Source organism: Klebsiella sp. 2-CIP_Kleb. (assembly GCF_050378715.1).
GTDB classification, from domain to species: Bacteria; Pseudomonadota; Gammaproteobacteria; order Enterobacterales; family Enterobacteriaceae; genus Klebsiella; species Klebsiella quasipneumoniae.
Genome location: NZ_JBNRLG010000001.1, coordinates 1,565,412 through 1,577,622, shown reverse-complemented (window position 1 = coordinate 1,577,622; position 12,211 = coordinate 1,565,412). Strand labels below are relative to the sequence as shown.

Below are 12,211 nucleotides of genomic sequence, written 5' to 3'. Positions count from 1 at the left end.
CCATACGATCGTATGTGCAACAACAGAACATTTAATTAGAGGTAATCATGGCTATTGAACGTACTTTTTCCATCATCAAACCAAACGCGGTGGCAAAAAACGTTATTGGCAGCATCTTTTCCCGCTTTGAAGCTGCAGGGTTCAAAATCGTCGGCACCAAAATGCTGCACCTGACCGTTGAGCAGGCTCGTGGTTTCTATGCTGAGCACGAAGGTCGCCCGTTCTTCGACGGTCTGGTTGAGTTCATGACCTCCGGCCCGATCGTGGTTTCCGTCCTGGAAGGTGAAAACGCGGTTCAGCGTCACCGTGATCTGCTGGGCGCGACCAACCCGGCAAACGCGCTGGCGGGTACCCTGCGCGCTGACTACGCTGACAGCTTCACCGAGAACGGCACCCACGGCTCCGACTCTGTAGAATCCGCTGCTCGCGAAATCGCGTTCTTCTTTGCTGAAGGCGAGGTTTGCCCGCGCACTCGCTAATCCTCGTCGTCTTTTCGACCGTCGCGGCGTTGGCTGCGCGCGTTCACCCCGGTCACATAGTTATCTATGCTCCCGGGGATTAATGAGAGGCTCCTGCCTCTCACCGGAGGCCAGCCTACGGCTGGTCAAATTCGTTCCCGACGAATTTGTCACTTGCTTGCCGCCTTGCGACAATCGAAAAGCCTTAGAGGATTGAGCAGTCAGTTACAGATTTTTTATCATTGCTTTGTGCAAACGTGGCAATGATGCGCCAGAATTTGTAGAATATAGCGCCCCTGGACGAGCTGTCGCTCTCCGGGGCGTTTCTTTTTCAACCCACCTGGGGCCATAACGTGTAATAACGAGGCCGGAAAACATTATGTCTGAACAAATTGTCACGCCTGATACCGCCGCTCTGACGGTGCCGAACAAAGATGCCAAAATCAACCTGCTGGATTTAAACCGTCAGCAGATGCGCGAGTTTTTCAAAAACATGGGCGAGAAGCCTTTCCGCGCCGATCAGGTGATGAAATGGATGTATCACTACTGCTGCGATGACTTTGATGAGATGACTGACATCAACAAAGTCCTGCGCAGTAAACTGAAAGAAGTGGCGGAGATCCGCGCCCCGGAAGTAGTTGAAGAACAACGCTCAACCGACGGGACCATCAAATGGGCGATTGCCGTTGGCGATCAGCGCGTCGAGACCGTCTATATCCCGGAAGAAGACCGCGCCACCCTGTGCGTCTCCTCCCAGGTAGGCTGCGCGCTGGAGTGTAAATTCTGCTCCACCGCCCAGCAGGGCTTTAACCGCAACCTGCGGGTTTCCGAAATTATCGGCCAGGTCTGGCGCGCGGCGAAAATCGTCGGCGCTGTGAAGACCACCGGCGTACGTCCGATCACCAACGTGGTGATGATGGGCATGGGCGAGCCGCTGCTAAACCTCAACAACGTCGTTCCGGCGATGGAAATCATGCTCGACGATTTCGGCTTTGGCCTCTCCAAACGTCGCGTCACCCTGTCGACTTCCGGCGTGGTGCCGGCGCTGGATAAACTCGGCGATATGATCGACGTCGCACTGGCGATCTCCCTGCACGCGCCGAACGATACCATTCGTGACGAAATCGTCCCGATCAACAAAAAGTACAACATCGAGACCTTCCTCAACTCGGTGCGCGGCTATATTTCGAAGTCCAACGCCAACCAGGGCCGGGTGACCATCGAGTACGTGATGCTGGATCATGTCAACGACGGCACTGAGCACGCCCACGAACTGGCGGCGCTGCTGAAAGATACGCCGTGTAAGATCAACTTGATCCCATGGAACCCGTTCCCGGGCGCGCCGTATGGCCGCAGCTCTAACAGCCGCATCGACCGTTTCTCCAAAGTCCTGATGGAGTACGGCTTTACGACCATCGTGCGTAAAACGCGCGGCGACGATATCGACGCCGCCTGCGGTCAGCTGGCGGGCGATGTTATCGACCGTACCAAGCGCACGCTGCGTAAGCGGATGCAGGGCGAAGCGATTGACGTAAAAGCGGTCTGACAAATGATGGCCCGTGCAGCGCAGGCGGCACGGGCCATATTTATGACCTATAGCCAGGCGAAATACGCTGATTCGGTTAATAATTACGGTGCGTTTTTGTCGACTTTGAGGCAGTATGTAGCGGCACAACAACCGCTTAGCATTCAATTTTGATTCGTCTCTGTGATCGCGCGGCTGACAGTCCTATACTGTGAGGCTGACGTACCACAGATGTCTCGCGGCGCCGGCTTTTTCCCGCGCTGAACTTTAAATTTCACGTACCAGTAGTTGTAGCGAATGAATACTGAAGCCACTCAAGATCATCAAGAAGCAAACACCACGGGCGCGCGTCTGCGTCACGCCCGCGAACAACTCGGACTTAGCCAGCAAGCGGTGGCAGAACGCTTATGCCTGAAGGTGTCCACGGTTCGTGATATTGAAGACGATAAGGCGCCTGCCGACCTCGCTTCCACCTTCCTGCGCGGTTACATCCGCTCCTATGCTCGCCTCGTACATATTCCAGAAGACGAGCTGCTGCCGATGATGGCCAAGCAAGCGCCCATCCGAGCGGCGAAAGTCGCGCCAATGCAGAGCTTCTCTTTAGGTAAACGTCGCAAAAAACGTGACGGCTGGCTGATGAGCTTCACCTGGCTGGTGCTGTTTGTGGTTATCGGCCTGAGCGGCGCCTGGTGGTGGCAAGACCATAAGGCGCAGCAGGAAGAGATCTCCACCATGGCCGATCAGTCTTCCGCTGAGCTGAACAGCGGCGACACCAGTAGCCAGAGCGTGCCGCTGGATACCAGCGCCCCGGCAGCCCCGACCGCCGATAGCGCTGCGAACAGCGCGCCAACCGATACCGCCAGCGCCCCGACCACCAGCGCACCGGCTCAGACGCCAGCGGACAATAACGCCGTTGTCGCGCCTTCCCAGGCCAATGTCGATACCGCAGGCGCAGCCCCGACGGCGCCGGCTACCCCGGCCACGCCATTGCCGACCGATCAGGCGAACGTGACGAACCCGGCGGCATCGGCGCAGGATCTGGTGATGAACTTTTCCGCCGACTGCTGGCTGGAAGTGAGCGATGCCACCGGCAAAAAATTGTTCAGCGGCCTGCAGCGTAAAGGCGGAAATCTGAACCTGAGCGGTCAGGCGCCGTATAAGCTGAAAATTGGCGCCCCGGCTGCGGTAGAGATCCAGTATCTGGGCAAGCCTGTCGATTTAAGTCGTTTTATCAGAACTAACCAGGTTGCGCGTCTGACCCTTAATGCCGAATCATCACCGGCGCAGTAACAGACGGGTAACGCGGGAGATTTTTCATGCATAACCAGGCTCCGATTCAACGTAGAAAATCTAAACGTATTTACGTTGGTAATGTGCCAATTGGCGATGGGGCTCCCATCGCCGTTCAGTCAATGACCAATACGCGCACCACTGATGTGGCTGCGACCGTAAATCAAATCAAAGCGTTAGAGCGCGTAGGCGCGGATATTGTCCGCGTCTCTGTTCCGACGATGGACGCCGCCGAGGCGTTCAAACTGATCAAACAGCAGGTCAACGTCCCGCTGGTCGCCGATATCCACTTTGACTACCGTATTGCGCTGAAAGCCGCAGAATATGGCGTCGACTGCCTGCGTATCAACCCAGGCAACATCGGCAACGAAGAGCGCATCCGCATGGTCGTAGATTGCGCACGGGATAAAAACATCCCGATCCGCATTGGCGTCAACGCCGGCTCGCTGGAAAAAGATCTGCAGGAAAAATATGGCGAGCCGACGCCGCAGGCGCTGCTCGAATCCGCTATGCGCCACGTTGATCATCTCGATCGCCTTAACTTCGATCAGTTTAAAGTCAGCGTTAAAGCCTCTGACGTCTTCCTGGCGGTAGAGTCTTATCGTCTGCTGGCGAAACAGATCGATCAGCCGCTGCACCTCGGGATCACCGAAGCGGGCGGTGCGCGCAGCGGCGCGGTGAAATCGGCGATCGGCCTTGGGCTGCTGTTGTCCGAAGGGATCGGCGATACGCTGCGCGTCTCGCTGGCGGCGGATCCAGTGGAGGAGATCAAGGTTGGCTTCGATATCCTCAAATCGCTGCGTATCCGTTCCCGCGGTATTAACTTCATCGCCTGCCCGACCTGTTCGCGTCAGGAGTTTGACGTTATCGGTACGGTGAACGCCCTGGAGCAACGTCTGGAAGATATCATTACCCCGATGGATGTTTCGATCATCGGCTGCGTGGTGAACGGCCCGGGCGAAGCGCTGGTTTCCACCCTCGGGGTGACCGGCGGCAACAAGAAAAGCGGCCTGTATGAAGACGGCGTGCGTAAAGATCGCCTGGACAACAACGACATGATCGACCAGCTTGAAGCGCGGATCCGCGCCAAAGCCTCGATGCTCGATGAAGCCCGTCGGATTGACGTTCAACAGCTTGAAGCAAAATAACGTGTTGGGAAGCGATACGCTTCCCGTGTATGATTGAACCTGCGGGCGCGAGGCGCCGGGGTTCATTTTTGTATATATAAAGAGAATAAACGTGGCAAAGAACATTCAAGCCATCCGTGGCATGAACGATTATCTGCCGGGCGAAACCGCTCTCTGGCAGCGCATTGAAGGCTCACTGAAGCAGGTGCTCGGTAGCTACGGTTACAGCGAAATCCGTTTGCCGATTGTAGAGCAGACCCCGTTATTCAAACGCGCGATCGGCGAAGTGACCGACGTGGTTGAAAAAGAGATGTACACCTTTGAGGACCGCAACGGCGACAGCCTGACGCTGCGTCCGGAAGGGACAGCGGGCTGCGTACGAGCCGGCATCGAACATGGTCTGCTGTACAATCAAGAACAGCGCCTGTGGTACGTCGGGCCGATGTTCCGCCACGAGCGTCCGCAGAAAGGCCGTTACCGCCAGTTCCATCAGATCGGCGCCGAAGTTTTTGGCCTGCAGGGGCCGGACATCGATGCGGAGCTGATCATGCTGACCGCGCGCTGGTGGCGTGAGCTGGGCATCTCCGATCACGTTAGCCTTGAGCTGAACTCCATCGGTTCGCTGGAAGCCCGCGCCAACTACCGCGACGCGCTGGTGGCTTATCTCGAGCAGTTTACCGATAAGCTTGATGAAGACAGCAAACGCCGGATGTATACCAACCCGCTGCGGGTGCTGGACTCCAAAAACCCGGACGTGCAGGCGCTGCTGAACGACGCGCCGGCGCTCGGCGATTATCTCGACGAAGAGTCGAAAGCCCACTTTGCCGGCCTGTGCGCGTTGCTTGACGATGCCGGGATCCGCTATACCGTCAACCAGCGCCTGGTGCGCGGTCTCGACTACTATAACCGCACCGTGTTTGAGTGGGTGACCACCAGTCTCGGTTCCCAGGGCACCGTCTGTGCCGGCGGCCGTTACGACGGTCTGGTTGAGCAGCTTGGCGGTCGTGCCACCCCGGGCGTGGGCTTCGCCATGGGGCTGGAACGTCTTGTTTTACTGGTCCAGGCAGTGAATCCGGAATTTAAAGCCGATCCTGTTGTCGATATATACCTGGTAGCCTCCGGAACCGATACTCAGTCCGCCGCCATGCGTCTGGCTGAGCAGGTTCGCGATGCGCTACCCGGCGTGAAACTGATGACCAACCACGGCGGCGGCAACTTTAAGAAGCAGTTCGCCCGCGCTGATAAGTGGGGCGCACGCGTCGCGCTGGTGCTGGGTGAGTCAGAGATCGCTGACGGAAACGTGGTAGTGAAGGATTTACGCTCAGGTGAGCAAACTACCGTAACGCAGGAGAGCGTTGCCGCGCATTTGCGCACACTTCTGGGTTAATCTCCCGGGAATTATTAGTCAGGAGAAGGACTGCGTGGAAACTTTTAACAACGAGAACGATCAGGTCGATGCGCTGAAGCGCTTCTTTGCCGAAAACGGCAAAGCGCTGGCGGTCGGGGTGATTTTAGGGATTGGCGCGCTGGTTGGCTGGCGCTACTGGACCTCCCATCAGCAGGATACCGCCAGAGACGCGTCGCTGGCTTACGAACAGGCGACTTCCGCGCTGAAATCAAATACGCCAGAAGTGCTGTCAGGGGCGGAGAAGTTCGCGGCTGACAATAAAAATACCTACGGCGCCTTCGCTTCTCTCGAGCTGGCACAGCATTTTGTTGAACAGAACGATCTGCCGAACGCCGAAAAGCAGCTTCAGCAGGGGCTGGCTGCCGCGTCTGATGATAATCTGAAATCGGTTATCAGTATGCGTCTTGCCCGCGTTCAACTGCAGATGAAGCAGGCTGATGCGGCGCTGAAAACCCTCGACAGCATTAAAGGTGAAGGCTGGACCGCTATTGTGGCTGATTTGCGCGGCGAAATTCTGTTGAGCAAAGGCGATAAGCAAGGGGCCCGTGCGGCGTGGGAAGCTGGCGTGAAAAGCGATGCTTCTCCTGCGCTCAGCGAAATGATGCGTATGAAAATGAATAATTTGTCCATCTGAGAGGGACTCGATGCAATTGCGTAAATTACTGTTGCCAGGGCTGCTTTCCGTTACCTTGCTGAGCGGGTGTTCGCTGTTTAATAGCGAAGAAGATGTGGTGAAAATGTCACCGCTGCCGACGGTAGAAAACCAGTTTACGCCGTCCACGTCCTGGAGCACCTCGGTTGGCGATGGTATCGGCGAATTTTACTCTAACCTTCATCCGGCCTTCGCCGACGGCGTGGTTTATGCCGCTGACCGTAAAGGCACCGTCAAAGCGCTGAACGCCGACGATGGTAAAGAGGTATGGTCGGTGAATCTGGCGGAGAAAGATGGCTGGTTCTCGCGTACCCCGGCGCTGCTTTCCGGCGGTGTGACCGTCTCGGGCGGCCATGTTTATATCGGCAGTGAAAAAGCGCAGCTGTATGCGCTGAATACCAGCGATGGTACCGTGGCCTGGCAAACCCGCGTCGCCGGCGAAGCGCTGTCGCGCCCGGTGGTGAGCGATGGCATGGTGCTGGTCCACACCAGTAACGGCCAGCTGCAGGCGCTGAATGAGACCGATGGCGCCGTGAAATGGACGGTGAACCTGGATATGCCTGCGCTCTCCCTGCGCGGCGAATCCGCTCCGGCCACCGCCTACGGCGCGGCGATCGTGGGCGGCGACAATGGCCGCGTCAGCGCGGTATTGATGCAGCAGGGGCAGATGATTTGGCAGCAGCGTATTTCCACGGCCACCGGGCCGACGGAAATCGACCGTCTGAGCGACGTCGACACCACGCCGATTATCGTCAACGGCGTTGTCTATGCGCTGGCTTACAACGGTAACCTGACCGCGCTGGATCTGCGTAGCGGCCAGATTATGTGGAAACGCGAGCTGGGTTCGGTGAATGATTTCATCGTCGATGGCAACCGTATCTATCTGGTTGACCAGAATGACCGCCTGCTGGCGCTGACTACCGATGGTGGCGTGACCCTGTGGACACAAAGCGATCTGCTGCACCGTTTGCTGACCGCGCCGGTGTTGTATAATGGCAATCTGGTGGTCGGCGATAGCGAAGGCTATATGCACTGGGTGAACCCGGAAGATGGCCATTTTGTGGCGCAGCAGAAAGTGGACAGCTCCGGCTTCCTGACCGACCCGGTTGTGGCCGATGGTCGACTGCTGATCCAGGCGAAAGACGGTACGCTGTACGCGATTACGCGTTAATTACCGCTGTCGTGAGTGATTAAGAAACGGCCCCTGGCAGACAGGGGCCGTTTTGACTTTTTTTAAAACGTCGTTATGACGATGTTGCTTAGTGATTGTATGAGGCATTTAACATGATACCTGTGGTCGCGCTTGTCGGGCGCCCTAACGTTGGAAAATCCACGCTCTTTAACCGCCTGACGCGCACTCGTGATGCGCTGGTTGCGGATTTCCCGGGGCTGACTCGTGACCGTAAGTACGGTCGGGCCGAAGTCGAAGGCCGCGAATTCATCTGTATCGATACCGGTGGTATTGATGGTACGGAAGAGGGCGTGGAAACCCGGATGGCGGAGCAGTCGCTGCTGGCAATCGAAGAGGCCGATGTGGTGCTGTTTATGGTCGATGCGCGCGCGGGCCTGATGCCGGCGGACATCGCGATCGCTAAACACCTGCGCTCTCGTGAAAAGCCCACCTTCCTGGTGGCTAACAAAACCGACGGCATCGACGTCGACCAGGCGATGGCAGACTTCTGGTCGCTTGGCCTGGGCGATATCTATCCTATTGCCGCTTCGCACGGCCGCGGCGTGACCAGCCTGCTGGAGCAGGCCCTGCTGCCATGGGTAGATGAGGTTAATCCGCAGGAAGAGGTGGATGAAGACGCCGAATACTGGGCAAAATTCGAAGCTGAGCAGAACGGTGTAGCGGAAGAAGAGCCGGAAGACGACTTCAATCCGCAGGATCTGCCGATCAAACTGGCGATTGTCGGACGTCCCAACGTCGGTAAATCGACGCTCACCAACCGCATCCTCGGCGAAGATCGCGTGGTAGTTTACGATATGCCGGGCACTACCCGCGACAGCATTTACATCCCGATGCAGCGTGACGAGCGCGAATACGTGCTCATCGATACCGCCGGGGTGCGCAAGCGCGGCAAAATTACTGACGTGGTGGAGAAATTCTCGGTCATCAAGACCCTGCAGGCGATTGAAGACGCCAACGTCGTGCTGCTGGTGATTGATGCCCGTGAAGGCATCTCCGATCAGGATCTGTCGCTGCTGGGCTTTATCCTCAACAGCGGTCGCTCACTGGTGATCGTCGTCAACAAATGGGACGGTCTGAGCCAGGAAGTGAAGGAGCAGGTGAAAGAGACCCTCGACTATCGTCTGGGCTTTATCGACTTTGCCCGGGTGCACTTCATCTCCGCCCTGCACGGCAGCGGCGTCGGCAACCTGTTTGAATCGGTACGTGAAGCCTACGATAGCGCTACCCGCCGCGTAAGCACCGCGATGCTGACCCGGATCATGAACATGGCGGCGGAAGATCATCAGCCACCGCTGGTTCGTGGCCGACGCGTGAAGCTGAAATATGCCCACGCCGGGGGCTACAACCCGCCTATCGTGGTGATCCACGGTAACCAGGTGAAGGATCTGCCGGATTCCTACAAGCGCTACCTGATGAACTATTTCCGTAAATCCCTGGACGTGATGGGCACGCCAATCCGTATCCAGTTCAAGGAAGGGGAAAACCCGTTCGCCAATAAGCGCAACACCCTGACGCCGAACCAGATGCGTAAACGTAAGCGCCTGATCAAGCACATCAAGAAAAGCAAATAATCATTAAACCCGCTTCGGCGGGTTTTTTGTGGCCGCCGCGCCGGTAAAAGTCAAAACTTTCCGCCATAATCCCGCGATACTTCGCCGGGAACAGACCGGCTCAAAAGTGGACTTATTATGCAGATTGGTTTTATCGGCCTTGGCGCGGTGGTAGAAACTGCCTATTTACCGGCGCTGCGCCGCCTGGGATACCGTATTGTTAGCTGCCAGGGCTATGACCTGGACTGCAGCAGAGCGCTGCCGGGGATCCAGCGCCGCAATTCGCTGTCGGCGCTGCTGGCCGAACCCCTGGATACGCTCTTCATTACCACCTCATCTCTCCAGCACCTGCCCGTGCTGGAGAGGGCGTTAGCCAGCGCCATTCCCCGCATCGTGGTGGAGAAACCGATTGTGGCCAACCTTGAGCAGGCCGCCCGGCTGCGGGCGCTGCTGGCGCCGGCCAGGGAGGCCGGTCGCGTGCTGGCCCTCGACCACTGGATGGCGCGTGGGTTAGCGCTGAACGCTCTTGCTCCGCCGTGGCAGGCGGAAGAGGAGGCCAGCGGCCTGCCGCCGCCGCACCTTTCAGCGCAGGATATCGTCTGGATCGAAGGCTATTTGCTGGAGCCAAGCGGCTTTAACGCTGCCGGAGAACCGGTCGCGCTCAACTTTGCCACCGGCGAGCTGGATACCCGGCAGCTGCGTCATCCCGACGGCGTGATCCTCGATATCGGTACCCATGTCCTGGCGATGCTGCGTGAAACCCTGCTCGGCTGCGGTGGCGATGTGACGCTGGACCTCGCCGTCCGGGCGGTGAAAGACCGTCTCGGCCGGGACATTGCTCATGGGGATATGGTCACCGCCGAGGGAGAGGCGCATCTGCAGGGACGCCTGGGCGATATCCCGCTGAATATCTGGCTTAACAAATATGCTGGCCCCGCGGGCGGGCAAAAGGGAATGCGGATAGGACTGCGGGATGGGCGAATGCTCGCCCTCGATCGCGCCCCTGATGGCGAGGTGGCGACGCTACAGGACGGTGAGCGGATCCAGCGCTGGACCCGGCCCGGAGCGATCTATGCGCACTGTCTCGATGAGCAGATCCTTGGCGCGGAGAATGTGTTTACCCGGGCGCCCGAAAGCGTGGCCGGGCTGACGTGGCGTCGGCTTGAGGAAGTGGAGTGGCTGCTCAGGTTGCAGCAGCAATTACGCGGCCCTCATTAAACCCGGAACATGGTAAAATAGATGCAGATAAACGTTGAAAGGAATGGTTATGGAACTTGATTGCCCTCTGTGCCACGCGCCGTTAGATGTCAAAGGCAGCAGCGCGCATTGCGCTCAGTGCGAAAGGGTATTTGCCCTTGAAGCGCGCTGCCCGGAATGCCACCAGCCGCTGGAGGTGCTGAAAGCGTGCGGCGCGGTGGATTACTTTTGCCAGCACGGGCACGGCCTGATCTCGAAAAAACGGGTGGAATTTATTCCGCTGGTTTAGGCGGCGATGGCTTTCTGGCCCGCGTTTTTTTCACCGGCGCAATCTGCCTCACTTCGCTTTCGACCCAGCCGTCTTTCAGGCGGGTGGTGAGCAGATCGCCGGTTTTGACCTGTTTTGTCTGCTTTAGTACCGTGCCGTCGCTCACCGAAGTGACGCTATAGCCGCGCGCGAGGGTGGCTAAGGGACTCACCGCCTCCAGATGGGTCACCGCGTGACCAAACCGTTCACGCCGCTCGCTGAGGCGGCCACGCATCGTTTCCGCCAGCCGGTATTCCAGCTGCTGGAGGCGCGATTGCGCCCGGTGGATGCGCGGCTGCGGGTTGTAGTGATTCAGGCGCTGAACAGTACGCTTTTGCCGCTGATCGGCGCGTTTCAACTGCGATTCCACGGCGATGCGCATCCGCTGGCGCAGGCGTTCCAGAGCGGTCTGCTGGCGGGCCAGCCGCAGCTGCGGGTGCTGCTGCTGCAGACGATGGAACAACTGGGTAAAACGGCGCTGGCGACTGGCGAGGAAATAGTCCATCGCCATCTCCAGCCGCTGCTGCCCGGCCTGCAGCTGGCGCAGCAGCTCCTGCTGATTGCGGCTGACGATCTCTGCGGCGGCAGAAGGGGTCGGCGCGCGCAGGTCGGCAACAAAATCAGCGATAGTGACGTCGGTTTCATGGCCAACGGCGCTGACGATAGGGATCTGGCTGGCGAAGATAGCTCGCGCCACCCGCTCATCGTTAAAACTCCACAGATCCTCCAGCGAACCGCCGCCGCGTCCGACAATCAGCACGTCACACTCCCGGCGCGCGTTCGCCAGCGCGATGGCGCGCACAATCTGCCCGGGAGCATCGTCACCCTGAACCGCGGTCGGGTAGACGATCACCGGCAGCCCGGGGTCGCGGCGCCTGAGGACATGAAGAATATCGTGCAACGCGGCACCGGTTTTCGAGGTGATGACCCCGACGCAGCGGGCGGGGGAGGGGAGCGCCTGCTTATGTTTTTGATCGAACAGCCCTTCCGCGGTTAACTGCGTTTTCAGCTGCTCATACTTCTGCTGCAGCAACCCTTCGCCGGCGGGCTGCATGCTTTCAACGATAATCTGGTAGTCGCCGCGCGGCTCATACAGGGTGATGTTGGCGCGAACCAGCACCTGCTGCCCGTGCTGCGGGCGGAACGTGACCCGGCGGTTGCTGTTGCGGAACATCGCGCAGCGCACCTGGGCGTTATCGTCTTTTAAGGTGAAGTACCAGTGGCCGGAAGAAGGCTGGCTGAAGTTAGAGATCTCGCCGCTGATCCAAACCTGGCCCATTTCGCGCTCAAGCAGCAGACGCACCGTCTGATTGAGGCGGCTTACGGTAAAAATTGCGGGGGATTGAGAGGGTAACATGTGAGCAAGATCAAACTTTAAATCAGCAGGTTATTCAGTCGATAGTAACGCGCTCAGAGGGGATGGCAAGTATTATTTGCAAAAAAGGGTAGATGCAATCGGTTACGCTCTGTATAATGCCACGGCAATATTTATCCACCCTGGTCGA

Annotated in this window: 11 protein-coding genes; 10 read left to right on the top strand and 1 reads right to left on the bottom strand. The window is 58.1% G+C overall.

Annotated features, from left to right (window positions below):
- Positions 1-47 precede the first annotated feature (47 nt).
- The 10 genes from ndk to ACQUTP_RS07590 all read left to right on the top strand — a co-directional run bounded on the left by ndk (position 48) and on the right by ACQUTP_RS07590 (position 10,688).
- On the top strand, positions 48-479 hold the full coding sequence (gene ndk, locus ACQUTP_RS07635) for a nucleoside-diphosphate kinase (protein ID WP_004144312.1): 432 nt from the start codon (positions 48-50) through the stop codon (positions 477-479).
- 358 nt (positions 480-837) lie between these two features.
- Positions 838-2,004, top strand: a complete 1,167-nt coding sequence (locus tag ACQUTP_RS07630) for a bifunctional tRNA (adenosine(37)-C2)-methyltransferase TrmG/ribosomal RNA large subunit methyltransferase RlmN (protein WP_002913894.1) — start codon at positions 838-840, stop codon at positions 2,002-2,004.
- 276 nt (positions 2,005-2,280) lie between these two features.
- Positions 2,281-3,273 (top strand): cytoskeleton protein RodZ, encoded by a 993-nt coding sequence (gene rodZ / locus ACQUTP_RS07625; protein ID WP_004201889.1) that lies wholly within the window; start codon positions 2,281-2,283, stop codon positions 3,271-3,273.
- A 26-nt stretch (positions 3,274-3,299) separates the two neighbouring features.
- On the top strand, positions 3,300-4,421 hold the full coding sequence (ispG, locus tag ACQUTP_RS07620; protein ID WP_285755166.1) for a flavodoxin-dependent (E)-4-hydroxy-3-methylbut-2-enyl-diphosphate synthase: 1,122 nt from the start codon (positions 3,300-3,302) through the stop codon (positions 4,419-4,421).
- A 91-nt stretch (positions 4,422-4,512) separates the two neighbouring features.
- Positions 4,513-5,787: a histidine--tRNA ligase gene (gene hisS, locus ACQUTP_RS07615; RefSeq protein ID WP_004201891.1), complete on the top strand. Its 1,275-nt coding sequence runs from the start codon at positions 4,513-4,515 to the stop codon at positions 5,785-5,787.
- Positions 5,788-5,821: 34 nt separating this feature from the next.
- A complete protein-coding gene (locus tag ACQUTP_RS07610; RefSeq protein WP_004201892.1) occupies positions 5,822-6,442 on the top strand; it encodes a YfgM family protein in 621 nt (206 codons plus the stop codon).
- Between the two features lie 10 nt (positions 6,443-6,452).
- A complete protein-coding gene (gene bamB / locus ACQUTP_RS07605; RefSeq protein ID WP_004201895.1) occupies positions 6,453-7,631 on the top strand; it encodes an outer membrane protein assembly factor BamB in 1,179 nt (392 codons plus the stop codon).
- A gap of 113 nt (positions 7,632-7,744) precedes the next feature.
- Positions 7,745-9,223 carry a ribosome biogenesis GTPase Der gene (gene der / locus ACQUTP_RS07600; RefSeq protein WP_004201897.1) on the top strand — a complete coding sequence of 493 codons (1,479 nt, stop codon included), beginning with the start codon at positions 7,745-7,747 and terminating at the stop codon, positions 9,221-9,223.
- Between the two features lie 117 nt (positions 9,224-9,340).
- Complete coding sequence (locus tag ACQUTP_RS07595; protein ID WP_148390351.1) at positions 9,341-10,420, top strand: Gfo/Idh/MocA family oxidoreductase; 1,080 nt, start codon at positions 9,341-9,343, stop codon at positions 10,418-10,420.
- A gap of 49 nt (positions 10,421-10,469) precedes the next feature.
- A complete protein-coding gene (locus tag ACQUTP_RS07590; RefSeq protein ID WP_004201901.1) occupies positions 10,470-10,688 on the top strand; it encodes a zinc ribbon domain-containing protein in 219 nt (72 codons plus the stop codon).
- Here ACQUTP_RS07590 and xseA read toward each other — a convergent pair.
- On the bottom strand, positions 10,672-12,063 hold the full coding sequence (gene xseA / locus ACQUTP_RS07585) for an exodeoxyribonuclease VII large subunit (RefSeq protein WP_017900437.1): 1,392 nt from the start codon (positions 12,061-12,063) through the stop codon (positions 10,672-10,674). The genes ACQUTP_RS07590 and xseA overlap by 17 nt on opposite strands.
- Between the last annotated feature and the right edge of the window lie 148 nt (positions 12,064-12,211).